The 26,645-nt window shown below is 40.4% G+C and carries 21 protein-coding genes; 7 read left to right on the top strand and 14 right to left on the bottom strand.

Annotation, left to right across the window (positions count from 1 at the left end):
- Together PREBIDRAFT_RS08855 and PREBIDRAFT_RS08850 are read left to right on the top strand one after the other, a co-directional pair.
- The gene (locus tag PREBIDRAFT_RS08855; protein WP_004338559.1) at positions 1 to 2,940 is read left to right on the top strand and encodes a M16 family metallopeptidase; all 2,940 of its coding nucleotides are present in this window, start codon (positions 1 to 3) and stop codon (positions 2,938 to 2,940) included.
- An 87-nt stretch (positions 2,941 to 3,027) separates the two neighbouring features.
- Positions 3,028 to 4,668: a fumarate hydratase gene (locus PREBIDRAFT_RS08850; RefSeq protein WP_004338558.1), complete on the top strand. Its 1,641-nt coding sequence runs from the start codon at positions 3,028 to 3,030 to the stop codon at positions 4,666 to 4,668.
- 174 nt (positions 4,669 to 4,842) lie between these two features.
- Here the strand turns inward: PREBIDRAFT_RS08850 and trhA are convergent, their stop codons facing one another.
- From trhA to PREBIDRAFT_RS08825, 5 genes are all read right to left on the bottom strand, one after another.
- Positions 4,843 to 5,511 (bottom strand): PAQR family membrane homeostasis protein TrhA, encoded by a 669-nt coding sequence (gene trhA / locus PREBIDRAFT_RS08845; protein WP_004339746.1) that lies wholly within the window; start codon positions 5,509 to 5,511, stop codon positions 4,843 to 4,845.
- A 52-nt stretch (positions 5,512 to 5,563) separates the two neighbouring features.
- Positions 5,564 to 6,064 carry a gliding motility lipoprotein GldH gene (locus PREBIDRAFT_RS08840; RefSeq protein WP_004338556.1) on the bottom strand — a complete coding sequence of 167 codons (501 nt, stop codon included), beginning with the start codon at positions 6,062 to 6,064 and terminating at the stop codon, positions 5,564 to 5,566.
- A complete protein-coding gene (locus tag PREBIDRAFT_RS08835) occupies positions 6,054 to 7,307 on the bottom strand; it encodes a PSP1 domain-containing protein (RefSeq protein WP_004338555.1) in 1,254 nt (417 codons plus the stop codon). The genes PREBIDRAFT_RS08840 and PREBIDRAFT_RS08835 overlap by 11 nt, the downstream gene beginning before the upstream one ends.
- Before the next feature lie 52 nt (positions 7,308 to 7,359).
- A complete protein-coding gene (locus PREBIDRAFT_RS08830) occupies positions 7,360 to 8,511 on the bottom strand; it encodes a DNA polymerase III subunit (RefSeq protein ID WP_036875686.1) in 1,152 nt (383 codons plus the stop codon).
- Between the two features lie 118 nt (positions 8,512 to 8,629).
- Positions 8,630 to 9,790 carry a TlpA disulfide reductase family protein gene (locus PREBIDRAFT_RS08825; protein ID WP_004338553.1) on the bottom strand — a complete coding sequence of 387 codons (1,161 nt, stop codon included), beginning with the start codon at positions 9,788 to 9,790 and terminating at the stop codon, positions 8,630 to 8,632.
- 268 nt (positions 9,791 to 10,058) lie between these two features.
- Between PREBIDRAFT_RS08825 and PREBIDRAFT_RS08820 the strand changes: the two genes are divergently transcribed.
- Complete coding sequence (locus PREBIDRAFT_RS08820) at positions 10,059 to 11,021, top strand: type I phosphomannose isomerase catalytic subunit (protein WP_004338552.1); 963 nt, start codon at positions 10,059 to 10,061, stop codon at positions 11,019 to 11,021.
- Between the two features lie 178 nt (positions 11,022 to 11,199).
- On the opposite strand, the gene PREBIDRAFT_RS08815 is transcribed toward PREBIDRAFT_RS08820, so the two are convergent.
- Entirely contained in the window at positions 11,200 to 12,261 is a 1,062-nt protein-coding gene (locus PREBIDRAFT_RS08815; protein WP_004338551.1) for a glycosyltransferase family 2 protein, read from the bottom strand.
- On the bottom strand, positions 12,261 to 13,616 hold the full coding sequence (gene mtaB, locus PREBIDRAFT_RS08810; protein WP_004338550.1) for a tRNA (N(6)-L-threonylcarbamoyladenosine(37)-C(2))-methylthiotransferase MtaB: 1,356 nt from the start codon (positions 13,614 to 13,616) through the stop codon (positions 12,261 to 12,263). The genes PREBIDRAFT_RS08815 and mtaB overlap by 1 nt, the downstream gene beginning before the upstream one ends.
- 429 nt (positions 13,617 to 14,045) lie before the next feature.
- Here mtaB and PREBIDRAFT_RS08805 point away from each other — a divergent pair, with 429 nt between their 5' ends.
- A complete protein-coding gene (locus PREBIDRAFT_RS08805; protein WP_004338549.1) occupies positions 14,046 to 14,228 on the top strand; it encodes a PG1828 family lipoprotein in 183 nt (60 codons plus the stop codon).
- A gap of 61 nt (positions 14,229 to 14,289) precedes the next feature.
- On the opposite strand, the gene PREBIDRAFT_RS08800 is transcribed toward PREBIDRAFT_RS08805, so the two are convergent.
- The gene (locus PREBIDRAFT_RS08800) at positions 14,290 to 15,036 is read right to left on the bottom strand and encodes an SIR2 family NAD-dependent protein deacylase (protein WP_004338548.1); all 747 of its coding nucleotides are present in this window, start codon (positions 15,034 to 15,036) and stop codon (positions 14,290 to 14,292) included.
- A 373-nt stretch (positions 15,037 to 15,409) separates the two neighbouring features.
- On the opposite strand from PREBIDRAFT_RS08800, the gene PREBIDRAFT_RS08795 reads away from it, so the two are divergent.
- Entirely contained in the window at positions 15,410 to 15,673 is a 264-nt protein-coding gene (locus PREBIDRAFT_RS08795; protein WP_004339741.1) for a hypothetical protein, read from the top strand.
- A 173-nt stretch (positions 15,674 to 15,846) separates the two neighbouring features.
- Here PREBIDRAFT_RS08795 and PREBIDRAFT_RS08790 read toward each other — a convergent pair whose 3' ends face one another.
- The 5 genes from PREBIDRAFT_RS08790 to PREBIDRAFT_RS08770 all read right to left on the bottom strand — a co-directional run bounded on the left by PREBIDRAFT_RS08790 (position 15,847) and on the right by PREBIDRAFT_RS08770 (position 21,283).
- The gene (locus PREBIDRAFT_RS08790; protein ID WP_004338547.1) at positions 15,847 to 16,473 is read right to left on the bottom strand and encodes a deoxynucleoside kinase; all 627 of its coding nucleotides are present in this window, start codon (positions 16,471 to 16,473) and stop codon (positions 15,847 to 15,849) included.
- A gap of 34 nt (positions 16,474 to 16,507) precedes the next feature.
- Positions 16,508 to 17,122, bottom strand: a complete 615-nt coding sequence (locus tag PREBIDRAFT_RS08785; RefSeq protein ID WP_004338546.1) for a deoxynucleoside kinase — start codon at positions 17,120 to 17,122, stop codon at positions 16,508 to 16,510.
- A 2-nt stretch (positions 17,123 to 17,124) separates the two neighbouring features.
- Positions 17,125 to 18,618, bottom strand: coding sequence for an alkaline phosphatase family protein (locus tag PREBIDRAFT_RS08780; RefSeq protein WP_004338545.1), 1,494 nt, complete (start codon positions 18,616 to 18,618; stop codon positions 17,125 to 17,127).
- A gap of 42 nt (positions 18,619 to 18,660) precedes the next feature.
- Positions 18,661 to 19,920 (bottom strand): Nramp family divalent metal transporter, encoded by a 1,260-nt coding sequence (locus PREBIDRAFT_RS08775; RefSeq protein WP_004338544.1) that lies wholly within the window; start codon positions 19,918 to 19,920, stop codon positions 18,661 to 18,663.
- 121 nt (positions 19,921 to 20,041) lie between these two features.
- Positions 20,042 to 21,283, bottom strand: coding sequence for an aminoacetone oxidase family FAD-binding enzyme (locus PREBIDRAFT_RS08770; protein WP_004338543.1), 1,242 nt, complete (start codon positions 21,281 to 21,283; stop codon positions 20,042 to 20,044).
- 195 nt (positions 21,284 to 21,478) lie between these two features.
- Between PREBIDRAFT_RS08770 and glyA the strand changes: the two genes are divergently transcribed.
- Both glyA and PREBIDRAFT_RS08760 read left to right on the top strand, forming a co-directional pair.
- Entirely contained in the window at positions 21,479 to 22,759 is a 1,281-nt protein-coding gene (glyA, locus tag PREBIDRAFT_RS08765) for a serine hydroxymethyltransferase (RefSeq protein WP_004338542.1), read from the top strand.
- A 519-nt stretch (positions 22,760 to 23,278) separates the two neighbouring features.
- Positions 23,279 to 24,802, top strand: coding sequence for a DUF4301 family protein (locus PREBIDRAFT_RS08760; protein ID WP_004338541.1), 1,524 nt, complete (start codon positions 23,279 to 23,281; stop codon positions 24,800 to 24,802).
- Between the two features lie 73 nt (positions 24,803 to 24,875).
- Here PREBIDRAFT_RS08760 and PREBIDRAFT_RS08755 read toward each other — a convergent pair whose 3' ends face one another.
- Positions 24,876 to 26,339 carry a PepSY-associated TM helix domain-containing protein gene (locus tag PREBIDRAFT_RS08755; protein WP_004338540.1) on the bottom strand — a complete coding sequence of 488 codons (1,464 nt, stop codon included), beginning with the start codon at positions 26,337 to 26,339 and terminating at the stop codon, positions 24,876 to 24,878.
- Positions 26,340 to 26,645: the final 306 nt, after the last annotated feature.

Here is a 26,645-nt window from a genome sequence, read left to right as displayed (position 1 = left end):
ATGATACAAAATCACATGCTATCCTATTTAAAAGGAATTGTACTTGGCGTAGCAGTGCTCTGCGCGGCAACAGGTGTTCAAGCCCAATCTTATGCTTATGAAAGTGTGAAGGGCGACCCTATGCAAAGTCGTATTTACACTTTGAAGAACGGCTTGAAAGTATTTATCAGTGTTAATAAAGAAAAGCCACGTGTGCAAGCCTATATTGCTGTGCACACAGGTAGCCGTAATGACCCTGCTGAAACAACGGGTTTGGCTCATTATTTAGAGCACATTATGTTTAAAGGTACTAACCATTTTGGAACCTCAAACTATGCTGCTGAAAAGCCTTATCTTGATGATATAGAGGCTCGTTATGAGGCATATCGCAAGGTAACCGATCCTGCTATGCGTAAGAAGCTTTATCATGAGATCGACTCCGTTTCACAGCTTGCTGCTCAATACAACATTCCTAACGAGTATGATAAGATGATGGCAAACATCGGAGGTGAAGGAGTTAATGCCTATACTTCAAATGATGTTACCTGCTATCACCTTAATTTCCCTGCTAATGAGTTAGAAGCTTGGGCAAAGATAGAGAGCGATCGTTTTCAAAATATGGTGGTTCGTGGCTTCCATACCGAGCTAGAATCGGTGTATGAAGAGTATAATATCAGTTTGGCAAGCGATTCTCATAAGGTATCGGCTGCAATGAATAAGATGCTGTTCCCTACCCATCCATACGGCACACAGACCACTATTGGTGTGGGTGATCACTTGAAAAATCCTTCCATTACTAATATTAAGAATTACTTCAAAAAGTATTATGTTCCAAATAATGTAGCTATTTGTTTGGCTGGCGATCTAGATCCTGATAAGGCAATGGCTACAATAGAGAAGTATTTTGGTAATTGGAAGAGCTATGGAGAGGTACAGACTCCACAATATCCTGCACTAGCACCGATTACAGCACCTATGGAAACCACTGTAGTGGGTAAAGAAGCAGCTATGGTGCGCATGGGTTGGAGAGCTGAGCGTAATAACAGTTTGCAGGCAGATACTTTAAATCTCATTTCAGAAGTATTAGCAAATGGTACTGCTGGTATGTTCGACCTTGATCTAAACAGTAAGTTCAAGGTACAAGGTGCTTATGCTTTCTATAATGGTTTGAGCGAATATGGTAGCTTCGAATTGATCGGTGTGCCTAATCAGGGGCAATCTTTAAAGGAAGTAAGAAGCATCATGTTAGCAGAAATTGACAAGCTAAAGAAGGGCGAATTTTCAGATGAGCTTTTGTCGTCTATCATTAACAACATGAAGCGCGATCTCTATAAGAGTCTTGATAAGAATGATGTACGTGGCGATATGTTTGTAGATGCGTTCATCAATAATATTCCATGGGAACAGAAAGTGGGTACTATTGACCGTCTTTCTAAGATCACTAAGACAGATGTTGTTGCTTTTGCTAACAAGTTCTTCACCAATAATTACGTAACAGTGTTCAAAGAAGTGGGCGAAGCTGCTGCCGTTCAGAAGGTAGAAAAGCCTGCTATCACTCCAATTCCTACTAACAACGACAAGCGTAGCGATTTTATGAAGGAGCTTGTTAATATGCATGTTGACGAGATTAAGCCTGTGTTTGTCGATTATAAGAAGGACTTAACAGTAACTAAGACCAAGAAAGGCTTACCTTTATTGTATAAGCAGAACACTCAAGACGGACTCTTTACACTCTATTTTATATTGCCTATTGGCTCAGAAAATAATGCTAAGCTTCCTACAGCAGCCGATTATATAGAATTCCTAGGCACCGATAAGCTTACCAATGAGCAAATGAAGCAAAAATTCTATAGTCTAGCTTGCGAAACAAGTATCTCTGTGGATGCAGACCGTACTTACATCACTTTGACTGGTTTGAATGAAAACTTGCCTGCTGCATTGAAACTTGTTAATGACATAATGAGCAATGCCAAGGTTGATAAAGCGGCTTACGATCGTTATGTAGCATCAATAGAAAAAGGTCGCCAAGATGCTAAGAAGAGCCAGCGCAGCAATTTCAGAGCTTTGTTTGCGTATGGACAGTATGGTAAATACAATAGCTATACTAATCGTCCTACAGTGGCTCAGCTTCGCAGTTATGATCCTCAACAGCTCATCAATGAGATAAAGAACCTCAAGAATTACGAACACACCATAGCTTATTATGGTGCTTCTACATTAACAGAACTAGAAAAGATCATTGTAAAAAATTATACTTGTGCAGATGCTAAGCACTTTGCTAAGGTGCCAGTTGCTAAGCATTACCTCACACAACCTACTACAAAGAATGAGGTAATGATAGCTCCTTACGATGCAAAGAACACCTATATGGTGCAATATCATAACGAAGGTGTTAAGTGGCAAGCAGAACATGCTCCTATTATCAGCCTTTTCAATGAGTATTTTGGTGGTAGCATGAATGCTATTGTTTTCCAAGAGATGCGCGAAGCACGTGGTTTGGCTTATTCAGCTAGTGCAAACTATGGTGAGCCAAGTCGTCCATTCGAAACAGAAAAGTTCTATACTTATATCATCACACAAAATGATAAGATGAACGATTGTATTAAACAGTTTAATGTTTTGTTGAATAATATTCCTGAGCGTGCTGCAAATATTGAGGTGGCTAAGCAAAGTATTATGAAGAGTATAGCTTCTCGCCGTGTTACTAAGTTTAATGTGTTGACTAATTACTTATGGGCAAAGCGTATGGGATTGACGAAAGATATTAACGAACTTATCTATAACACTATTCCAAGTCTTGGACTACAAGATGTGGTAAAGTTTGCTAAGGAACACATTGCCAACAAGCCTTATCGTTATATTATCCTAGGTAATGAGAAGGAGCTTGATGTGAAGTCGCTAGAGAAGATAGCTCCTATTCAGCGTCTTTCTACCGAACAGATCTTTGGTGAGACAAAGTAAAAGAATAAGAATAACTAATATATTTTGCGCATCAATGCTTGATAAATAGGCATTGATGCGCTTCCTTAAAAACTTTTTAAAAACATTATGGCAGAATTTAAGTATGCTCCAATGTTCCAATTGGGCAAGGACGATACCGAGTATCGCCTATTATCAAAAGAAGGAGTTAGTGTAGCTAACTTCGAAGGTAACGAGATTTTGAAAGTAAGCAAGGAGGCGCTTACTTTATTAGCACAACAAGGTTTCCACGATTGTGAGTTTATGTTGCGTCGTGCGCATAACGAGCAAGTAGCCAAGATTTTAAGTGATCCTGAAGCTTCTGAAAATGATAAGTATGTAGCACTTCAGTTTCTACGCAATGCCGAAACAGCAGTAAAGGGTGTGCTACCATTCTGCCAAGACACAGGTACTGCTATCATACACGGAGAAAAAGGTCAGCAGGTGTGGACTGGTTTCGATGATGAAGAGGCTCTATCTCGTGGTGTATTCAATACCTTTACAGAAGAAAACTTACGCTATTCTCAGAATGCTCCTTTAAATATGTACGATGAAGTAAACACAAAGTGTAATCTTCCTGCACAGATAGATATTGAGGCTACAGAGGGTGCTGAATACAAATTTGTTATGGTTGCTAAGGGTGGTGGCTCTGCTAACAAAACTTATTTCTACCCAATGACAAAGGCTACAATTCAGAATGAAGGCACTTTGGTTCCTTTCTTGGTAGAGAAGATGAAGAGCCTAGGTACTGCTGCTTGTCCTCCTTATCATATTTGTTTTGTTATTGGTGGTACTTCTGCTGAAAAGAACCTGCTAACAGTGAAGCTAGGTAGTATTAAGTATTATGATAATTTGCCAACTACTGGCGACGAAACTGGTCGTGCTTTCCGCGATACTGATCTTGAAAAGAAAATCTTGAAGGAAGCTTATAAGATAGGTTTGGGTGCGCAGTTTGGTGGAAAGTATCTTGCTCATGACATTCGCATCATTCGTCTTCCACGCCACGGTGCTAGTTGTCCTATCGGTATGGGTGTTAGCTGTTCTGCCGATCGTAACATCAAGGCTAAGATTAATAAAGACGGTATTTGGATAGAGAAGATGGATACCAATCCAGGTGAATTGATTCCTGCTGAATATAGTAAGCCGGGTGAGGGCGCTAAGGGTATTGAGATAGATTTGAACCAAGGTATGGATGCTGTTCGTAAGGAACTTACAAAGTATCCTGTTTCTACTCGTATCAATCTAAAGGGTACTATTATTGTGGCTCGCGACATTGCTCACGCTAAGCTCAAGGCTCGTTTGGATGCTGGCGAAGAGTTGCCACAATATTTCAAGGATTACCCTGTATTGTACGCTGGTCCTGCTAAGACACCTAATGGTTTGCCATGCGGTTCAATGGGACCAACTACTGCCAACCGTATGGATCCATACGTAGACGAGTTTATGGCACATGGTGGTTCGCTCGTGATGATTGCTAAGGGAAACCGTACACAGGTAGTTACTGATGCTTGTCAGAAACACGGTGGTTTCTATCTTGGCACTATTGGTGGTGTGGCAGCAGTACTTTCACAAAGCAGCATCAAGAGTATAGAGTGTGTAGAATATCCTGAACTTGGTATGGAAGCTGTTTGGAAAATAGATGTTGAGGATTTCCCTGCCTTCATTCTTGTAGATGATAAAGGACACGATTTCTTCAAAGAACTAAAACCATGGAAAGGTTGTAGCTGCTAAGCAGTTAATATAATCAATAAAAAAGTCATATTTTTCAGCCTGAAAAATATGACTTTTTCTTTTTATAACTTATTGCAAGAGAGATTATAATGGCGGCTTGCAATAATATTCCTTGATATGTAATTATAGGAGAAACCATTTACTGCGAATAGGCGTTTGAACTAGATCAATATTCTAAAAGAGATATTGCACAAGAATATTCCACACAGCAATAATATGGCAGATAGAGCCAGCTAGCACGAAAAAATGGAACACTGTGTGCATATATCTCCGCTTATGCAAGCTGTAAAAGGCTGCCCCAGAAATGTAAGATACACCTTCTGCTATAATCCATAATATAGTCGTTGTGGAAACAGTTGCTAATAGTGGTTTAAAAGCTATTAGAATGCAAAGTCCCATGCCAATATAACAGAGGGTTTTTAGATTGCTGTGTTTCTTCAGTTTTCTAAAAGAGAAGATACTTCCTACTATTGCACATAGCCAAACAAATAAGAAGAGCGACCAGCCCCAATAGCCTTGCTTCATAAGTGGCAATAGGGTAATGGGTGAGTAAGAACCAGCTATATGCCAATAGATAGCAGCATGATCCCATTTGCGAAAACGTTCCTTCCAAATACTAGTAGGATTTGTAGCGTGGTAGATTGTACTCGCAATATATGATCCTAGCATGCCAAAGAGATAGAGAACTACACCTATTGTAGCCCACACATTATGCGCACTTATACACCAACTTAGAAAAATAGCACCAGTAATGCAACCTAGAATAATACCAAGGGCATGACTCCAAGCGTTCCATATTTCTTCGGAATGGGTGTAAGACATATTATGGGGAGGTGTATTCATTTGTTTTTTTTCGATTATTGACCTTATGGGCAGGTTTACTTCTCCTCTTTTTTTATTTTATAGCTTTTGTGAGTCTCACACCAATATTGTTAACACCTTGTAGCGCATCTTTGCTCATATTATGTTGAATAGTGATGTGCATGGAGTCGTTGCGTTGGAGGTGGAGCAAGATGATATGGCTGCGAAAGACGTTATTGCTGATACCATCACGCCCAATTACTTGTCCCTCATTATCAATAAGTTGGCATCGAATAGTATCACGGTAGTTTTGGGTCGTTTTCTTTTTGCCCTTTATGGAAATAAGTTTGCGATTGATTAAGAACGTAATACCACGATAAGGAAAGGTCTTTGCAGTCCGAACACCTATGTCAAGCATATATTTACCCTCCCACTGTCGAGGAATATCAAATTTTAGTGTGTCGTTACGATACCATGCACGTGTAGAAACAGTTTGGTATTTATCGTAAGTGCGAGGATCATCACAAGAAGTAGCGTTTATAACTAGGGTTATAAACGCTATATAATATAATAAGGTGTAAACCTTACTTCTCATCTCTATTTTCTTGCTTTGGAGTGTTATTATAATTGTTTCTGCGCTGACCTTGTTGTTGCTGATTGCGGTAGGGACGGTTTTCTCTGCGTTGCGGTGCATTTTGTCTCTCTTTGCTCTCGCCTCCACGATTCTCATTTCGAGAATTGTTAGGTCGTTTCTTTTTCTTTGCTTTGTCGAAACGGCTAATATCAGCACCTGCTAGCAAGTCGGAAGATGGCTTCTTAGGCTTTACCTTACCATTTTCTAATAATGAGAGTGGGCGCTCTCCACGACGATTAAGCTCAATAATTTCCTTAGCACGTTCAGCACTGATGTATTCGAGGTTAGCAGGAAAGTTTTTGTCGGTAGAATATGCGCACTGTCCGCTCAGAATATCAGCTTTGAAGAGATAGAAGTCTGTATCCTTTGTCTGTAATACTACTTCTTTGCTAGGAAGTTTGCGGGCTGCTTCCATATAAGTGTCTACTTCATAGTTAAGACAGCATTTTAGCTTAGCACACATACCAGCTAATTTAGTAGGATTGGGGGAGATGTCTTGAAAGCGTGCTGCTGTTGTCGAAACACTAGAGAAGTTCTTCATCCATGTAGCACAACAAAGTTCTCTGCCACAAGGTCCTGTTCCACCAATGCGCCCTGCTTCTTGGCGTGCACCAATTTGCTTCATCTCAATACGAACATGGAAGGCTGCAGCGAGGTCTTTTATGAGTTGTCGGAAGTCGACACGCTCATCTGCGATATAATAAAAAATAGCTTTGTTGCCATCGCCTTGATATTCTACATCACCAATTTTCATTTTTAGTCCTAGACTTTTTGCTATTTGGCGACTCTCTATCATAGTGTTGTGTTCGCGTGCCTTTGCTTCATGGTATTTCTCCATATCCACATCTTTAGCAAGACGATACACACGTTTGATGTCCTCAGGCGATTTGATACCCGAATTCTTTTTTATCTGAAGGGTAACCAGTCTGCCTGTAAGCGTAACTACACCTATATCATGTCCCGGATTCGACTCCACTGCTACTATATCGCCTTTCTTCAAATCGAGGCGATTGACATTATGGTAATATCCCTTACGCGTATTTTTGAATTGCACTTCCACAAGGTCGGTGCTATAACTATTGCCGGGAACATCGGCAAGCCAGTCATAAGTGTTAAGTTGTTTGTCTTGGCGTCCGCAGCCCTCTTTACAGAGTCCTCGAGAACAGCCATGCCAAACCTTAAATTTCATATTATTGTAATCCATCAATGAATTCTTCTGAGTTTTGAATATATATATAATTGTAAATCTGTATCTGTTATTTTCTCAAAATGAGTACAATCATCTTTAAAGCCAAATCGTAGAAAACAATTTTAGCATTCGCATTCTGATGAATGTCTCTGTAGGCACGCTCCAATAGCTCGTTTATTTCTATTACGTTAGCTTCGTTGATAAAGCGTGCAAAGTTTTTTGCAAACTGCTCCTCTTCTAGGGTCATATAGATGAGGTCAGGTTGGCGAAAGTTGTAGATGAAATTTTCTCTCACCTGCTGCATAAAGTAAGCGAGCATACGACGCTGCTTCTCTCTACCATAGCCACTTACCGTGTCCGACCATGTTTTTAGCTCTTTTAGATTTCGCAGATAAACAAGGCGCATCAATGTTTGAAACTGAGCTAAAAAGCTTTTATTCTCATTATCGACATCCATTGTCTCTAATGCTTTTAGCCAATTACCATTTGCAAGGCGCGCTATGCGATGCGCCATCTCCTCGTCAATGCCTCGTTGCTCTACAAGTGCTTGTTCAATGGCAGCGTTGTCAATGCGCTTTACATCAATACGCTGTGTTCGGCTGCGTATGGTTTCTAGCAGTGCTTCTGGTGCTTCGCTCACTAGGAGGAAGATAGTACCCGATGGAGGTTCTTCTAAAAGTTTTAAAAACTTGTTTGCCGAGGTGAGATTCATACGTTCTGGGCGCCATATTATAGCCACCTTAAAGCCGCCTTGGCTCGACTTTAAAGCTAGCTTTCTTGATAATTCGTCAGCCTCTGCTCCTGTGATAATGGCTTGCTGGGTAGTGGCTTTCATAAGTTTCATCCATTGTTCCATAGTGAAATAAGAGCCTTGTAGGATCAGCTCACGCCACTCTTTTATATAATCGGTACTAATGGGCTGATGCTCGCTGCTCATAGCTGCCGACTTAATCGTAGGGTAGGAGAAGTGAAGGTCAGGGTGTTCCCATTTACGGAGCATAGCCTCATCGCGTGAAGTATCATTATCGCCAAACATTGAGGTTTCGTCTTTTGGCTTTCCTTCTGTGAGCAGATAGCACGCAAAATCCATCGCAAGTGCCATTTTGCCAGCTCCCTCTGGTCCAGAGAATAAGATTGCATGAGGCACACGATCTTCCTCAACGAGCGATTTCAGTCGTTGTATTGTGGTAGTTTGCCCTATTACGCTGTTGAAGTTCATCATTCTTCTTGCTGTTTTTATCTACTAGATAGGGTACAAAGATAAGAAATAAATGCGAGATAATGGTGGATAAAGTGGAGTTTATCCGTTGGCGAAGATGAAGTTAGGCGTAACGATATTACTTCTTCAGCAGCTTCTCCATATAGGAGAAAAATTCAGCATCATTGCCCGCAAACGCTTTTAAAACAGTTCCTTTTCTGTCGATCACTACTTTGTATGGATAACCATATACTTTGTATATTTGTTCGGCGATCCCATCTTCGCTACGTACATGCTGCCATGGAAGCCTATATTTCTGAATAGACTGTCGCCATTGGTTATCATTGTCTTTACAAGCCACACCAATAATTTCCACCTGTTCTTTGTGTTGCTCGTACCATGTCTTGAGTTTAGGAAGCCCTTTTATACACCATGTACACCATGATCCCCAAAAGTCGATGATGAGAAACTTGCCTTTATACTGATTAAGCGTAACAAGGTTGCCATCAAGTCCTTTCAGGTTAAATTCCAACGCTGGTCGTCGCATCTCTATGCGGTTCTTGGCATAGTAAGCAGCATTACGTTCCTTTACAAAGACGTTATAGTATTCCATACCCAAGGCTATTTCCTTTTTTAATCTTCCCTCTCTCACTTCCTTTGGATACATGGCAAGTAGCTTTGGGATACTATCTACATTGGCACTTGCTATGATGCCCAACGTACCTTCTTCGTTAATGTGTTCTCGAATATATTTCACAGCAGCAATGCCTCTCGCATAGTTTATCTCACGGCGCGCCTCTATGTTCTTTCTGCGCAACTTATTAGCATCTCCACCCGCTTTAATACCTTTATACATCGTTCGGTCGGCTTGTGCAAACTCTTCTTCGTATTCCTTCATAAAGGTTTTTGCCTTACCATATTGTTGGTAAAAGGTAGTACCATTCCATGTCAAGCTGTAGTCCTTTGAAATTGCGCCATGTACCACAGCCTCCTCGTTTGGTACAAATAGGGTGCTTAGGATAGATAGGTGTCGGTCTTTTATTTGTAAAGTAGCAGCACAAGCCTCATCGAGCTGGGCAAATAGCGTAAATTTTCCTTCCTTAATAGGGGTTTCTTTGGTAACAACCTCTTGCTCTTTTCCTCGCACGATATATTCATATATTAAAGTGCCATTCTTAACATCGGTAAAAGTTCCTGATAGCTTGAAGTTATGTTGCGCTTGGATAGTATTACTTATAAATAGTAATAAGGTGAATAAAGGGATATATAGTATTTTCTTTATTGTAGTTTTATTATTCATTTATCGAACTTTCTCAGCTTTAATTCCTATAATAATTGCATGTTTTTGTGATGGATTGTATTTTGAGCATTGTAGCTTTTGAAATAGTTCCAACCTACATTAAATGCAAATTTACCCATTTTTCTGCTTTTATGCAACTACCCCTATATTCTTTTATAAAATATTTAGTAGGGTTGTACATCTATCTTATAGCTTATTTTTGTAACTTTGCATCTATATAAAATACGTATTTTGGTAAAAGAATAAGTGCCTAAATAAATAAGAAGAAATGACATTATTAAAGTTTCAGCCACTCCTTAAGCAAACTATTTGGGGTGGTAATAAGATTGCACCTTTCAAGGATGTAGACAATGCTCCTAGCGGAGTAGGTGAGAGTTGGGAAGTATCTGGCGTTCGTGGCAATGAGAGTGTTGTATCGAATGGCGAGTATAAGGGTAGAAAGCTAAACGAACTAGTTGCCGATCTTAAGGCCGACCTAGTGGGAAAGGCTAATTATACACGTTTTGGTAACGATTTCCCATTGCTAGTAAAATTTATTGATGCGCGCGAACAGCTTTCTATTCAGGTACATCCTACCGACGAACAAGCACAAGCTAAGGGCGAGCTGCGTGGTAAAACAGAGATGTGGTATGTGATGAAGAGCGATCCAAATGCCTCACTTCGCACAGGACTAAAGCAGCAGATCACCCCTGAAGAGTATAAAGAAATGGTGGAGAACGACACTATTACCGATGCTTTATCAGAATATAAGGTAAAGGAAGGCGATGTTTTCTTCTTGCCTGCTGGTCGTATCCACTCTATTGGTACTGGTTGTTTCTTGGCTGAAATTCAGGAAACTAGCGATATTACTTATCGCATTTACGACTTTAAGCGTGTGGACGATTTAGGGCATACGCGTGAGTTGCATACCGAACAGGCTGCTGAGTGTATAGACTATACCGTTTATCCTGACTATCAAACACGCTATACGCCTAAGAAAGATGAGGGGGTAGAGATAGTGTCTTGTCCTTATTTTACAACCTCTGTTTACGATCTCACCGAGCCAATGCAGCTCGATTATAGCGAGTTAGATTCGTTTGTGATCCTCGTAGGCTTAAAGGGTGGAGCAGTAATTACCGATGAAAATGGTGAGCATATTTCTTTCTCGGCTGGCGAATCGATCTTGATACCTGCTACTGTAAAAAATCTTAAAATAGAGGGAACTATTAAGTTCTTGGAAACTTTTGTATAAGGTAAAGAGCTGATTAGTAATTAGTTTCTTGGCTATCAAATAGCGAAAGATGCCCTTTTAAAAGATAAAAGAGCATCTTTCGTTATTTGTTACGGCTCAGTAGGAAATAGATGATTCAATTGAGAATTACCCAACTTTTTCCTACAGAGCCTTTGTTACCTTTCAAGAGTAGTTCACATTATGGTAAATCGCTAAACCGCTTGCGATTACCCCAATAATATTCTTTTAGGAGGAAAAGGTTGGTTCTGCCATCAGGTAGCAAGTTAGCAAGCTGCTCATCGTCTTGACCTTCTATGCGGTTTCCTTTCTGCGGCTTTATGCGTTGTTGTGTGTTGCGTGGAAACTCGTGGCGCCATTGCTTAAAGGCTCTGCGCCCATCTATTATGGCTTTACACTCTTTCCAACTGCGTTTTAATAGCAAAAACTGAAAGGCTGCTACATAGTCGAGTATTAAACGCATACGCATAACCGACTTTAAATCGGGTTCAGGCAAGTTTTTCCAAAGCATTGTGAGGTTGTTGCGGAAATTAAGGAAAGTTTTGCGGGGGTTCGATTTAGGCAAGGTTCCACCACCAAGGTGATACACAGTGCTTTCAGGTAAACAGTAAATCTTCTTACCCATGTTATGCAATCGCCAGCAAAGATCTATCTCCTCGTTGTGTGCAAAGAACCTACCATCTAGTCCGCCTGCCTTCCAATAGTATTCACGGCGTATCATTAGGCAAGCCCCTGTAGCCCAAAGTATTTCTTGCGCATGGTCATACTGTCCGTTATCGTCCTCTACCGTGTCGAACACTCTTCCACGGCAGTAAGGGTATCCGTATTTATCCATATAACCTCCGCAAGCTCCCGCGTATTCAAAGGCATCTTTGTTAAGATAAGAAAGGAGCTTAGGTTGGCAGGCTGCAATGTCCTTATGTGTGTCCATAGCTTCAAGTAGCGGTGTGAGCCAGTGGTGGGTAACCTCTACATCACTATTGAGCAGCACATAATAATCAGTGTCTGTAACCTGCTCCAACGCTTTATTATAACCATCGGCAAAGCCGTAGTTTTGGTCGAGTACAATTGTGCGAAGGTGGGGATAATGGGTAGCAAGCCACGCTAACGAGTCGTCGGTCGATGCGTTATCGGCAATGATCACTTCGGCTTCTTCGCGCGAATATTCTACCACCGAAGGGAGAAACTCTTCGAGCATCTTCCTTCCATTCCAATTGAGGATTACTACAGCAATACGTTTCATCAGATAATTTCGGCTTTAAGTGCTGTCTTGTCAAAGTTGAAATCGCCCAAGCGCACACGTACTATTTTGTTATCGTATTCGTCCTTTGCTTCGGCTGGCGATAGCTCCACACGAATATAGTTGTCGGTGAAGCCGTGCATAGCCTTGCCACGTACAGCTTTTTCAAAGAGAATATCAGCCTCTTGTCCTATGTGTTGTGCATAGAAAGCTTGCGTTTTTTGGTCGGAAAGTTTCAAAAGACGATTGGCACGATGCTTCTTTTCGCGTGGATCGACAACGTATGGTATCGACAAGGCACTAGTGCCGGGTCGCTCAGAATAAGGGAATACATGGAGTTGGGTAACAGGAAGGGCATCGAGGAAGTTGTAACAATCCTCAAAATATTCTGGTTTCTCACCACGACTACCCACCATCACATCAACGCCAATGAAAGCGTTGGGCATATATTCCTTAATCAAATTTATCTTGTTGGCAAATAAGGCACGGTCGTAATGGCGGTGCATAAGCTTCAGAACCTCGTCTGATCCGCTTTGTAGCGGAATATGAAAGTGAGGCATAAAGTGTTTGGAGGTGGCACAATATGCTATAAGCTCGTCGTCAATGAGGTCGGGTTCTAGGGAACTGATGCGGTAACGCTCAATGCCTTCCACCTTATCTAGTGCTTTCACAAGATCGAGAAACGACTCGCTTGTGGTTCTACCAAAGTCGCCAATGTTTACTCCTGTTAGTACTATTTCGCGTCCACCTTCAGCCACAGCTTCTTCTGCTTGCTTCACGAGTGAGGCTATGGAGGGGTTGCGTGAGAAGCCACGTGCGTATGGAATAGTGCAGTAAGTGCAAAAATAGTTGCAGCCGTCTTGCACTTTAAGGAAGTAACGTGTGCGATTACCACGCGAGCAACTGGCTTGGAATGTCGTAATATCCTTTGTTTTTACGGTGTGATATTTCTTGTTTTCTTCGCCATTTGCTGTTGATACTTCCTCTACTTTATTCCATGCATCGCTAAGATATTGCACAAGATTAGCCTTTTCGTTGCTACCTAAAACTAGGTTTACACCCTCTATATTTGCTACAGTTTCGCTCTCTAATTGTGCGTAGCACCCCGTTACGATCACAAAAGCACCAGGATTTTGGCGTACCATACGGTTGATAATTTGCCTACACTTATGGTCGGCAACTTCGGTAACGGAGCAAGTATTGATCAACACGATGTCGGCAACCTCACTTTTCTTTGCTTCATGTACGCCCATATTATATAATGTACGTGCGAAAGTACTCGTTTCAGAAAAGTTGAGTTTGCACCCTAATGTATAAAATTTGGCAGTTTTGCCTTGAAATGCTGCTGAATCTATCATAATTGTTTGCAAAGGTAGTGGAAAAAGTGGAGAGTGCAAAAAAGGAGATACTAGATAACGTTGTTATAAAGATTTGGAAGAATTAGAGGGAGGCTTGCTTCTTTTGGTGGTTTAAAGCTGGGTATGTTGTTTATATATATAATGTAGAAAGGGTACGATGCACTTAGTTTTAACCCGTGAAAAGTGGGGTAAGCAGTAACCTCAAATACTTCTGATGAGGCTATAATGCTTCCTTCTCTTGATATCTCCTTAATTTTTAACATTTATTTGTTGTTTGTATTTATCAGAATATCAGCACTTTATGGAAATGTTACATTAGAAAGTAAAAAAAACTATTAAAATATTTTTGGCATATCAAAATAATATCTAACTTTGCAACGTTTTAATAAACAAATTGATTGTTTTACAGAATTTAAAAAGCAAAGAAAAATGAAGAAATTAGTTTTAATGTTCGTAGCTATCGCAGCTATCTCTTTCGCATCATGTGGTAACAACGCTAAGCCAGCTGCTAACGCTGACTCTACACAGACTGACACTACAATGTCAGACTCTACACAGTCAGACTCTACTGCTGCTGTTGCTGATACTACAGCTGCTGACTCTGCTAAGTAATTTAGTAGACGAACTAAAAAGGACAACCGCTACGCCTATAAAGGCTAGCGGTTTTTTTGTGCTACTTTTGTTGCAGTGCTTGTAGTCTTTTTATGAAGATGTCAATGCCTCGTGTGGCAGGTTCCTTAATATGTTCAATGTTTGATGGTAACATAAGATTGTTAGGATCAATACAAAACTTAGGAATATTGAAAGGGGCATAATTGATTAATCCTGCTGCAGGCATAACAGTGAGCGATGTGCCAATAATGAGGAGATAATCGGCTTGTTGCATACGCTGTACACACGCTCCAAGATCGGGTAGGCTTTCGCCAAACCATACAATATAAGGGCGAAGTTGAGAACCATCAAGTGCTTTGTCGCCCACTTTAATAGCTTTGTCTAGTGGATAGGGTTGAATATATCGTGGATTAAGATAATCGTACGAAGAAGTTACTTTTGTAAGTTCGCCATGAACATGGATAACATGTGAGCTGCCAGCACGCTCGTGTAGGTCATCAATATTTTGTGTGATAACCGTTACATCGTGCCATTCTTCAAGTGCTGCTACTATTTTGTGCGCATGATTTGGCTCAATGTCTATAAGCATTTTGCGCATCTCGTTATAAAAGTTGAGTACAAATTCTGTGTCAGCAGCAAAGCCTTCTGGAGTTGCAATTTGTGCAGGATCATAGCGTTTCCATAAGCCATCAAGGTCGCGGAAAGTTTCCATACCGCTTTCTTTACTAATGCCAGCACCTGTAAATACTACTATTTTTTGACGGTGGGGTAGTGATTGCTGTTTGGGTAGGATTGTTTTTTTATTCATGTCTATCTCTTTTTTAGATTAGTTGTATAGTAATGATAGTGTAAAGTGAGTAGGGAATAATCGTGTTGAATATTGCCGAGCGCAGCCTATCTTATGCAAAGATAGTGCAAGCGAGCGCAATACAAGCTTGTTTGAATATTGCCGAGTGCAGCCTATCTTATGCAAAGATAGCTAAAATTTTAGAGATGAGTATAGACAGAGTAATAAGTTGTTTGTATGAAGTGAATGGAGTATTTCCTTTATAAAATGCTGTATAACTCTATATTTAGTTAATTATCATTTAGAGAGGTAGTAGCGATTTGTTCTATTATAAGGAAATGACTATCTTTGTATATATAGAAATATGATAGCTCAGAAATAAATACGAAAAACAATGACAATTCTTCAACGAAGCAAATATATTATCATACTTTTTCTTATATTAATGTTAACCTATTCATGTAACCGATTGAGGAGGTATGTAAAAAATGTTTCTTTAAAAGATTCTGTTAGGGTAATTTATCATGATGAGACTGATCAGAATGAAGAGGACTTAAATCCTTTTTATAGGATTAAGCCAACAAATAACGCTACAAAAAAATATAGAAATCCAAACGAAGGTGCTCCTCAAAGCAATTTGGATGGTAGAGAATGGTAATTGTTATAGATTTTTTATTGGTCTATATTAAGTAATAATAGAATTTTAAAGGATATTTAGCTGCTAGCATAGAGCTTATTAGTGAAAATCCCAACTATCTTCGCAGACAGTTGGGATGTTACTCTTATGAGATATAATAGATCAACTAAAAAGGTACCTATACCAGCGTGAGCCTACTCTTCTTCCATAGGGAATAATCCAAATAGGCGGTCGTCGATCATATCTGTGATACGCTTGAAGTCTTGAGGATTATTTTGGAAATCAGTAGCATCTCCATCTACAATCATTAAGTGTCCTTTGTAGGTTTTTATCCAATCTTCATAGCGCTGGTTTAATCCCTTTAGATAATCAATGCGCATCGTTTGCTCGTAATCACGACCACGTTGTTGGATATGATCTATCAAGCGAGGGATAGAGCAACGGATATAGATAAGTAGGTCGGGCAATTTTACTAGCGACATCATAAGGTCGAAGAGGTCGGTATAATTGTTAAAATCGCGATCGCTCATAAGTCCCATCTCGTGAAGATTAGGTGCAAAGATGCGTGCATCTTCAAAGATAGTACGATCTTGAATAATCGTATCATTGCTCTTAGATATTTCTACAACGTCACGAAAGCGCTTGTTGAGAAAATAGATTTGGAGGTTGAAAGCCCAACGATCCATATCTCCATAGTAATCTTCAAGATAAGGATTATTATCTACTGGCTCAAAATGAGCTTTCCATCCGTAACGTTTTGAGAGCATTTTGGTGAGTGTTGTCTTCCCCGCACCAATATTTCCAGCTATAGCTATATGCATAGTATGTATTTCTTTTATTTCTTTATTTCTATTCCTAGAATAGTCCAAACAGTTCTCTATCTATTTTATCGGTGATCATTCCAAAGTCTTTGGGATTATGCTGGTAGTCAAGTTCATCTACATCGACGATTAATACTCTGCCTTTATACTTATTTAGAATAAAGTCCTCATAGCGTTTATTGATATTTTCCAGATAACCTAAAGGCATTTTCTGTTCGTAACTTCGTCCACGTTTCTCAATATTTGCTACAAGATGGCTCACCGATGAGCGAAGATAGATCATCAAGTCGGGTAATTTTACGATGTCTGTCAAGTCCTCAAACAACTCCATATACGTTTCGTAATCACGCGTATCAAGATTTCCCATAGCATAATTGTTCTCTGTGAAAACATATACGCCTTCATAGATAGACCGATCTTGCACCACAGGTTTACCACATTGGTTTATCTCTAATAGGTCTTTAAAGCGTTCTTTTAAGAAGAACACCTCCATAGGGAATGACCATCGTTTAAGATCTTTGTAATAATCGTCAAGGTAAGGGTTATAATCTACCGATTCAAAGCGAGGCTCCCAGTCGTACCGTTTGGCAAGCATCGTGGTTAGGGTAGTTTTTCCACTTCCTATATTTCCTGCTATTGCAATATGCATTTTTACTGTGTTACTTTCTGCTGTTTTAATATTCTAGGTTTTCCTATGCTTCCATTTGGCATTTGTATGTGAAGCAAAGCACAAATGGTAGGTGCTATATCCTCAATGTTTACAGCCTCAAAATCCTCTCCTTGTGGAATGTTTTTGCCATAGAGTAGGAAAGGAATGTGGGTGTCATAAGGAAAAGGCTGACCATGCTGTGTGCCTTTATAAGTAGGAACGTCTTTAGCCCCGAATACCTGTGGACGTGTTATAAAGCCTATTTCACCCGAACGGTTACGAAAATATCCATTAGTAAGGCGCTCCTTTATCAATGCTGGCATCGTGGTTTGAGCCAAATGTTCGTAATCGAAAACATACATCATAAGCGGATCATGCTTTAAAAAGTCCACCGATTCATCTATTACTGTTTGCTTTGCTATGCCAGCTTTAGCAATGATAGAGTCGTTAAAGTAAAATTGATAATTGTCTTCTCCCATTACAGGAGCTATACCAAACTTACTTTGTAAATGTGCATTTAGCTTCTTAGTACTTTCTTCCCAATCCCATCCACCTGCTGGTATTTTATGTTTGCGTAGGTAGTTGAAGTTATGTGCGGCACCATGATCGGCTGTAAGAAAGATAAGATAGTTACCATATCCAAAGCGCTTATCGAGTGTAGAAAGGAAGTCGGCAAGATCCTTATCTAGCTGCATATATACTTGTTTGTTTTCTGTTCCACGTGTTCCATAAGTATGTCCTATCGCATCGGTTGACGATATACTTATTGTAAGCATATCGGTAGCATCCTCGCCGCCTAGATTATAATTATCAATCACTGCTTTAGCCATATCAAAAGTCATAGTAACTCCTTCGTTTGAAGTCTTGATATTATAACCAGATGGCTTGTGATGTGTAGAATTAAAGTTGATAAGCCACTCAGGTAATGTGTTCATATAATACGAAGAAGAAATAAAGTGTCCTGCTTTAGCACCCCACCAAAAGGCTGCATTAGCCGAATGACCAGCAGGAAGAATAGCTGCACGATCCTTTAATGATACGCCAAAAACACGTGAACGGAAATCGGTAGAAATGCGCAATTGGTCTCCAATAGTGGTGCTAAGCATGCGGTGTGGACTCATCTTTGCTCCTTTTTCATCGCTACCTACTCCTTGCACATTATCATCTTCACAACAATATACAGCTTGATCGTTTTGCCAAAAGTCGTTGCCTGCAATGCCGTGAATGGCAGGAACAGTTCCTGTAAATATTGAGGTATGCCCTACTGCTGTAACTGCAGGAGCATAGCTTATTTGTGTGTTGGCAAAGCTATAGCCTCCGTCTAGTAATCGTCTTAATCCGTTGGAGCTATAATCGTTGTAATAGTAGTAGAGGTAATCCCACCTCATTTGATCGACTACTAATCCTATTACAAGTTTAGGTCTCTGCACCTTAGCAGCAAATGCGTTGGTCTGTAGGAATAGTCCAAGCACGAGAATAATAAATAGTTTTCTCATTGTTCTAGTTATTGATTATAATGCAAACTTACAATATTTTTTTTATTTAATCAACTCTATCAGCAACCAAATGTTTAGCCCAGACACAAGTGCAGCTAAGAAATATAGTAGGGTAGTGGTACTTTTTCGGTTGACATATCTTCCCATGACTCGTTTTGATGAGGTAAGGCTTACTTGCAAGAATACTGTAAACGGGAGTTGAATAGATAGTACCATTTGTGATACTATCAGTCCCTTAAAGGGATCGCCAAGAAAAAATATTACTAAGAGGGCTATACCTAAAGAAAGCACAATTCCAATGATAGAGTGTGCGTCTTTTACATTATATGCCTCGTTGAATAGTCCTGCGAAGATACTACCTGCTGCCATACCACTTGTTATAGTACTAGATATTCCAGCTAAGAGCAAGGCTATAGCGAAAATGTTGGCAGCATTGTTGCCAAGAAGTGGGGTAAGCATTGCTTGTGCTTGTGCTAATTCGCTTACATGCTCACCATGTGCAAAGAAAGTGCTAGCAGCTAGGAGGATCATAGCTGAGTTAATAGCCCAACCAATGATCATCGAAAATAGCGTATCAACGAATTCATATTTTAGCATTTTCTTTATACGTTCTTCTCCTTTTAAATAAATTTCACGACTTTGCACAATCTCCGAATGAAGGAACAAGTTGTGAGGCATCACGACAGCACCCAGTACGCTCATAACTATCATTAAAGAGCCTTGTGGTACAGAAGGGATAAAAGCTCCTTTAAGGGCTGTTTCCCAAGGAATATCCACTAAGATCAATTCGTATAAGAAGGCTAAACCTATCATTGATACAAAGCCTATAATAGCTTTTTCCATACGTTTATAACTATTGGTAAAAAGCATAATAAGTACGGCTGCTGTGGTCAATAATGCTCCATTTGGGATGCTAATGCCAAAAAGCATTTGTAAAGCAATAGCTCCACCAAGGATCTCCGCTAAAGAGGTAGATATACTTGCAAGAAAGCCACTCACGATGATAGGACGTCCTAGCCATTTCGGTGAATATTTCACAGCAGCTTCGCTCAAACATAAACCTGTAACGATACCTAAGTGGGCAACGTTGTGTTGTAAAATGATAAGCATAATGGTAGATAGCGTTACTACCCAAAGCAAGCTATATCCAAAGTCGGAACCAGCAGCAAAATTGCTAGCCCAATTGCCAGGGTCGATAAATCCTACTGTTACGAGTAATCCCGGACCAATATATTTGAAGATGTCAATAGCACCCAACACACGTGGATGATCGCTACGTTTTAATTCTTTTAAAATACTCATTCTGTGTTTATGGAAAACTTTAATTGTTACAACAAAGGTAAGAAAAAACTAGAATTTAAGCCATACTATGAGATACTATTTCCTTATAATTCTATCCTTTGTTAGAATAATTTGTCTCTAGCTATTCTTCCTTTGTCTTACCTATCCATAATCCTACGGTATAGCCCATTGTCCATGCGGCTTGCAAATTGAAACCGCCTGTGATGCCATCTACATCGAGAATCTCGCCAGCAAAGAAAAGTCCTGAACAGGTTTTGCTTTCAAGTGTGTTTTGGTTAATAGACTTTAAGCTGATACCACCACAAGTAACAAATTCTTCCTTGTATGATCCTTTACCCGAAATGCCGTAAACATCATTTACAAGTACTTCTACCATACGGTTGAAGCCCTTTTTCCCAAGCTCTCCCCATGGCTTTGTTTCTTCAAGTTCCACCTTATCTATAAGGTAGAGCCAAAGCTTAGTAGTGAGATTAAAAGGTCGGACATTGCCTAGCTGCTTTTTAGGATTCTCGCTTATTATTCTATTGATGGCTGTTTCTACTTCTGTTCGTGTTCGTTCGCCCACCCAGTTAATAGCAACTTGTCCCTTATAATCGTTTTCTCCTAGTATGCGAGCAGCGTGGGAAGATAGCTTCAATATGGCAGGACCGCTCATACCCCAGTGCGTTATAAGTAGCGGTCCTACTGTACGTAGTTTTGTTCCTAGCATGGTGGCTACTACAGGATCTATTACCGTTCCCATGAGTTTCAGTATTTTTTTATCATCTATGTTAAAGGTGAAGAGCGAAGGTACGGGTGCTTCTACCTTGTGATTTAATGTTTGAAGGTATGCCAGTTGTTTCTGCAAAGGTGCTCCACCAGTGGTTATAGCCACCCTATGAAAGAGTCTGTCGGTGCCATCTTTAAAGGTAAGGCGGAAATAGCCCTCCATAGGTTGTTCTAGTGCGATGAGTTGTTTACACACAATGATGTTTATTCCGAGTCGTTTTGCCTCCTTTGTAAGTGCATTTATTACAGCATGGGAGTCTTGTGCCTTGGGAAACACACATTGGTCTTCCTGAATAATGAGTGGAACCCCATGAGAACGAAACCATTGCATACATGCCTCGTTGTCAAACGATTTGAAAAGGCGCTTCATCAGTTTGCTACCACGTGGATACGCCTGTTTCAGATCGGTGATATTAGCAAATGTGTTGGTAAGGTTGCAGCGCCCACCTCCTGTTACTTCGACCTTTGCCAGCACTTTGTTGCCTCTTTCAAAAATGGTTATGTTAGCTTTGGGGTAAGTTTTCTTTGCTGTGATGGCTGCAAAGAAGCCCGCAGCTCCACCACCAATAATGGCTATATTGAGAATATTATTCATTGGCGTCAATCTTTTTATCTACCGCAAAGGTAAGACCTATTTGTATAAAAAACTATTAAAAGGTACTTTTTTATTTGAAAAGAATTGTGGTTACTTAAAGTAGTTTTTGTATATTTGCAGCAGATCTATAACTTATGAAGCCATTCAATGGTAACCTTACAAATGGTGGCTTTATCTAAACATTTTTTATAACTTATGAGAAAAGATAATACTGTTTTCGATTTAATCGAAAAAGAACATCAACGCCAGTTAAAAGGCATTGAGCTAATCGCATCTGAAAACTTTGTCAGCGACGAGGTTATGGCAGCTATGGGTTCATACCTTACCAATAAGTATGCTGAAGGCTATCCTGGTAAGCGCTATTATGGTGGTTGTCAGGTTGTTGACGAGGTAGAAACTCTCTGTATTGAGCGTGTTAAGAAGGTATTCGGTGCATGCTGGGCTAACGTTCAGCCACACTCTGGTGCTCAAGCTAATCAAGCTGTGCTTCAAGCTATTTTGAAACCCGGCGATTGTTTTATGGGTCTTGACTTGAACCATGGTGGTCATCTTTCTCATGGTAGCCCTGTAAACAATTCTGGTATTCTTTATCGTCCAATAGGTTATCAATTGAACAAAGAGACGGGTCGTGTTGACTATGACAACTTAGAGCAGCTTGCTCGTGAACATAAGCCAAAGCTAATCATTGCTGGTGCTTCTGCCTATAGCCGTGAGTGGGATTATGCTCGTATCCGCAAGGTAGCCGATGAAATTGGTGCTATCTTTATGGTAGATATGGCTCACCCTGCTGGTTTGATAGCAGCTGGTTTGCTAGAAAATCCTGTTAAGCATGCTCACATCGTTACTACAACTACTCATAAGACACTTCGTGGGCCTCGTGGTGGTGTGATCATGATGGGCAAAGACTTCGATAACCCATGGGGCTATACTACTCCTAAGGGCGTGGTTAAGAAGATGTCTCAACTGTTAGACTCTTCTGTATTCCCTGGCAACCAAGGTGGCCCATTAGAGCATGTTATTGCTGCTAAGGCTGTTGCTTTTGGCGAAATTCTTGAGCCAAGTTGGAAAGAATATGCTACACAGGTAAAGAAGAATGCTGCTGTTTTGGCAGAGGAGTTGGTTAAGCGTGGTTACGGTATCGTTTCTGGTGGTACGGACAACCACTCAATGTTGCTAGACCTTCGTACTAAGTTCCCAGAACTTACGGGTAAGGTAGCTGAAAATGCGCTCGTTGCAGCCGACATCACTGTTAATAAGAATATGGTACCATTCGATACACGTTCTGCTTTCCAAACGTCAGGTATTCGTCTAGGTACTGCTGCTATCACTACTCGTGGTGCTAAGGAAGATTTGATGGTTCTTGTTGCTGAACTTATCGACAAGGTGCTTTCTGCTCCAGACGATGAGAAGGTTATCGCAGAAGTTCGTGAAAAGGTTAATGAAACAATGAAGGCTTATCCTTTATTTGCTTATTAAAATTTTTCATAAGAAATAAGTTTTTGCTCCCGCAGCCCTTTGTTGGTTGCGGGAGTTTTTTTTATATCTCATAGCCTTGTTATAGGACGATATATAATAGGCTTCTGTTTCAACCCTTTCGTATATGTTTGTTAAAAAACAGCTTTGAAGTAGTATGAAGTGGGGGGATATGATGTACAAAAGTGTAAATTATATTCAAGAATAAAAAGTAAGACATAAGCTATTACATTGCAAAACATGATCTTTTTTCAATGAAAAGGTGATGTTTTACGGCATAAAAGGTTACCTTTTACTACGTAAAACATCACCTTTTTCAAGATGTTGAAAAACAGATAGTTAAGTAAGCATTTTTTCAGAATACTAAGCAATATTGTTTGTAAGAATATTTCTTTTTCCTTTCCCTTTCGCCTTAAAGTTAAGAAAAACTATATAGGAAAGTCTTTTTGTCTTTAAATAATGCCTTTATCTAATATAAAGTGAGTATATTTGCTATCAGATAAAAACCAAAATATTTCGTGCATGTTGACACTAGAAGACAAAAAGCTCTTAGACGAGAAAGGAATTAATGAAAGTACATTAGAAAAGCAACTGAATCGTTTCAAACAAGGTTTCCCCTATATCCGATTAGAGGATGCTGCCACCATTGGTCATGGTATTACCGTTGTGGAGGGTGATGAGCAAGAGCCGCTTACCACGCTGTGGCAAAAATATCTTGATCAGGGGCATAGTGTAGTGAAGTTTGTGCCTGCTTCGGGTGCAGCAAGCAGAATGTTTAAAGATTTGTTTGCTTTCTTAGAAGCTAGTTATGAGGAGCCTACAACTGCGTTTGAACAGCGTTTCTTTGAAAGTATTCGTAGCTTTGCATTTTATGACGAATTGAATGAAACATGCAAGCGTAACGATGCTTTGGGAATAGATGCGCTTTTAAAGCAAGGGCATTACAAGGCTGTTATAAGAAATTTGCTCTTGCCACAAGGTATGAATTATGGGCAATTGCCTAAAGGATTGTTGCTTTTCCACCGTTATGCTGAAGGTACACGCACACCTATGGAGGAACACTTGGTGGAAGGCGCACTTTATGCTTCGGCAAAGGGAAAGGCTAAACTCCATTTTACGGTCTCGCATGAACATTTAGATTTATTTAAACACAAGGTGGCAGATAAGGTGGCTTTGTTTGAAAATCGCTATGGACAAAAATATGAAATAAGCTTCTCGGAGCAGAAGTCAAGCACCGATACAGTGGCTGTAAATGCCGATAATACGCCTTTCCGCAATGATGATGGGTCGCTATTATTCCGCCCCGGAGGGCATGGTGCTTTGATAGAAAATGTAAACGAGATAGACGCCGATGTTTTGTTTATTAAGACCATCGACAACGTATCGCCAGATGCGTTGAAATCGACCACCATTCTTTGGAAGAAGATCATAGCAGGGTTGTTGGTAAAATTGCAAACAAAGGCATTCAACTATCTTCGCTCGTTAGAGGCAAAATGCTATTCTTCGGAAGATTTAAAAGAAATGTTGAACTTTTTAGAGCGTGATCTTTATTGTAAAAAGGCAGAAGCAGCTAGCTTTACCGATGAGGCTTTAGCAGCCTATCTTCAAGAAAAATTGAACCGCCCTATGCGTGTTTGTGGTATGGTGCGCAATAGTGGTGAACCAGGTGGTGGACCATTTGTTACTATTGCTGCCGATGGTGGTATTAGCTTACAAATATTGGAAAGTTCACAGATTGATAAGAATAACGCTGCAGATATGGCTTTGTTTAAAAATGGAACCCATTTTAACCCAGTCGATCTAGTGTGTGGTTTGAAGGATTTTCATGGTAATCGCTTTGATCTTCGCCAATATGTAGACGAAACAACAGGGTTTATTAGTGCTAAGTCGAAGAATGGACGTGAACTTAAAGCGCTCGAATTGCCCGGTCTTTGGAATGGAGCTATGAGCAATTGGAACACTGTTTTTGTGGAAGTTCCTGCCGTTACTTTTAATCCTGTTAAGACGGTTAACGACCTATTAAGAAAGGAGCACCAAGAGAGTTGAGGGTTGAGAGTTGAGAGTTGAGAGTTGAGATTTTTCCCATTCCTATATGTTCTCGTTATGGACGAAGCTCTTATCAAGTCCTCTTAACGCTACGACGATTGCCGCTTTTAGATATTTTCCAACCACTCCATAAGCACCATGCAATACCTAAACCTATGATAAAAATATAGACGATAGTACCCATTCCAAGGAAAGTATAAATGCGTCCTGTGTGAATTTCTATGCAAACATTGCGTAAAGACATGGGGAGCGTTGCCATCCAGTGGGGTTGTGGGAGATTATCGCACCCTGTTTTATAGTCGGCAATCACTTCTCCACATGTAAAATCATGGCTATAACCCGCCACTGCATGTGTCCCAAAAGGTATTCCTTTAATAGGTTGTGCTGGTTGATGAGTGAAGTGATCGATAAGTGTACCATGTTGGCGATCCCACTCATACATACCACTAAATGAGCCTATAAGCCAAACCCCATGGGCTGTTTGTTGCATCACATTCACCCCCATAACGCTAACGGGGGGGTGATGTAGCACGGGGGTAGGCGCAGCCATAAGGTCTTTTATCGCATAAAATCCCTCAGAAGTATAGAGGAGCCAATCTTTTTTCACACGATCATAACGCAAGGCTCTTAAGCCATCGTTCCAAGAATTGTCAGTATCCATTGTAGAGAAGGGGACGGCAGATACTCTAGCAGAGGCGATAGCGATGAGGGCAGGAGGGCGAAGTAGCCATCCCGTAAAGCATAAAAAGAGGGTTAAAGCGATAGATATTCGTCCGATATAGTTATGCCAGCGTAACCAGCGACTAGCCAATTTGCTACTACCTTGTCGCTTGCGTTTGAGTATAAACCAAAAGACAAAACCTGAAATAGTCAAAAAGAAGAGTGCAAGACCGATGCCGTCGGCTATCAGTTTGCCCACAAAACCAAACAGCGCACCGCTATGCAACTGCCATACGGTGCTGAATAACGATACCTTTCCATCGTAGTTGGTGGGCTTTTCAAGCGTTATCTTCTGGTAAGTTTGATAAGGTTTTACCAATAAGTAAATGTAGGATCTGCTTGTTACGATAAGGCTATCGCCCTTTGTCGTAATATCGCTCAGGCGTTCTTCTTCACCGTTTGAAAGAGGTATTTTCTTCCAAGTATGATGACTTGTTAAGGTATAAAGCTCATATTGGCTTACCATGAATAGCTGATGCGAAGGCGTTTCTGCTATCCCACGGATATTTCTAGCGTCGGCATCAGTGGGTAATCCACGATTGAAGTCGGAGAAATGTTGTCCCAAGCTATCAGTGAGCCACAATCCATTATAGCCATAAGCGATAACATGGTTGTTCCATTTCAGCGTACCGCGCAACAATCCCTTATCCCATTTCTTATATTCATAGTCCTTTGGGAGATAAGCGCGACTGATGCTATATTGTGTGATAAGAGAAGGATGATTGAGCATTACGCCAGAAATGCAGAACATAATAAGGAAAAATCCCAATACCAATCCCAACCATTTATGATGTTTTCGCCAAGTTGCTTTCTTCATGATGTATTCTAAAATTTTGCAACAGCAAAGTTAATCATTTCCGCATTAATATTTCCTTTAAGGACATATAATCACTACCGTACACCCGTTGTCGGAATTACAAAGGCAAAGTCCTGCGTGGACTCGTCAAACGAAGAAAGGTGGAGTTTTGCCTGGTTTTTCGTGCCGTGAGCGAAAAAATGGCGAGGGCTTGCGAGCCCTCGCCAAATTCCGATGTCTATGTAGTCGCCGCTTACGCTATCCGCTCCGTGTCTGTGCCTGCCGCCAGTACGGTGAATTTGACCGCCCCAACGGTGAAGTGCGAGC

The organism is Prevotella bivia DSM 20514 (assembly GCF_000262545.1).
In the GTDB taxonomy this organism is placed as follows: domain Bacteria; phylum Bacteroidota; class Bacteroidia; order Bacteroidales; family Bacteroidaceae; genus Prevotella; species Prevotella bivia.
This window is presented reverse-complemented; position numbering and strand designations above follow the sequence as displayed.

Bases quoted from the DNA above. Each gene is read 5' to 3' on its own strand.
- PREBIDRAFT_RS08855 (WP_004338559.1), top strand. From the start codon at position 1: ATGATACAAAATCACATGCTATCCTATTTAAAAGGAATTGTACTTGGC.
- PREBIDRAFT_RS08850 (WP_004338558.1), top strand. From the start codon at position 3,028: ATGGCAGAATTTAAGTATGCTCCAATGTTCCAATTGGGCAAGGACGAT.
- trhA (WP_004339746.1), bottom strand. From the start codon at position 5,511: ATGAATACACCTCCCCATAATATGTCTTACACCCATTCCGAAGAAATA.
- PREBIDRAFT_RS08840 (WP_004338556.1), bottom strand. From the start codon at position 6,064: ATGAGAAGTAAGGTTTACACCTTATTATATTATATAGCGTTTATAACC.
- PREBIDRAFT_RS08835 (WP_004338555.1), bottom strand. From the start codon at position 7,307: ATGGATTACAATAATATGAAATTTAAGGTTTGGCATGGCTGTTCTCGA.
- PREBIDRAFT_RS08830 (WP_036875686.1), bottom strand. From the start codon at position 8,511: ATGAACTTCAACAGCGTAATAGGGCAAACTACCACAATACAACGACTG.
- PREBIDRAFT_RS08825 (WP_004338553.1), bottom strand. From the start codon at position 9,790: ATGAATAATAAAACTACAATAAAGAAAATACTATATATCCCTTTATTC.
- PREBIDRAFT_RS08820 (WP_004338552.1), top strand. From the start codon at position 10,059: ATGACATTATTAAAGTTTCAGCCACTCCTTAAGCAAACTATTTGGGGT.
- PREBIDRAFT_RS08815 (WP_004338551.1), bottom strand. From the start codon at position 12,261: ATGAAACGTATTGCTGTAGTAATCCTCAATTGGAATGGAAGGAAGATG.
- mtaB (WP_004338550.1), bottom strand. From the start codon at position 13,616: ATGATAGATTCAGCAGCATTTCAAGGCAAAACTGCCAAATTTTATACA.
- PREBIDRAFT_RS08805 (WP_004338549.1), top strand. From the start codon at position 14,046: ATGAAGAAATTAGTTTTAATGTTCGTAGCTATCGCAGCTATCTCTTTC.
- PREBIDRAFT_RS08800 (WP_004338548.1), bottom strand. From the start codon at position 15,036: ATGAATAAAAAAACAATCCTACCCAAACAGCAATCACTACCCCACCGT.
- PREBIDRAFT_RS08795 (WP_004339741.1), top strand. From the start codon at position 15,410: ATGACAATTCTTCAACGAAGCAAATATATTATCATACTTTTTCTTATA.
- PREBIDRAFT_RS08790 (WP_004338547.1), bottom strand. From the start codon at position 16,473: ATGCATATAGCTATAGCTGGAAATATTGGTGCGGGGAAGACAACACTC.
- PREBIDRAFT_RS08785 (WP_004338546.1), bottom strand. From the start codon at position 17,122: ATGCATATTGCAATAGCAGGAAATATAGGAAGTGGAAAAACTACCCTA.
- PREBIDRAFT_RS08780 (WP_004338545.1), bottom strand. From the start codon at position 18,618: ATGAGAAAACTATTTATTATTCTCGTGCTTGGACTATTCCTACAGACC.
- PREBIDRAFT_RS08775 (WP_004338544.1), bottom strand. From the start codon at position 19,920: ATGAGTATTTTAAAAGAATTAAAACGTAGCGATCATCCACGTGTGTTG.
- PREBIDRAFT_RS08770 (WP_004338543.1), bottom strand. From the start codon at position 21,283: ATGAATAATATTCTCAATATAGCCATTATTGGTGGTGGAGCTGCGGGC.
- glyA (WP_004338542.1), top strand. From the start codon at position 21,479: ATGAGAAAAGATAATACTGTTTTCGATTTAATCGAAAAAGAACATCAA.
- PREBIDRAFT_RS08760 (WP_004338541.1), top strand. From the start codon at position 23,279: ATGTTGACACTAGAAGACAAAAAGCTCTTAGACGAGAAAGGAATTAAT.
- PREBIDRAFT_RS08755 (WP_004338540.1), bottom strand. From the start codon at position 26,339: ATGAAGAAAGCAACTTGGCGAAAACATCATAAATGGTTGGGATTGGTA.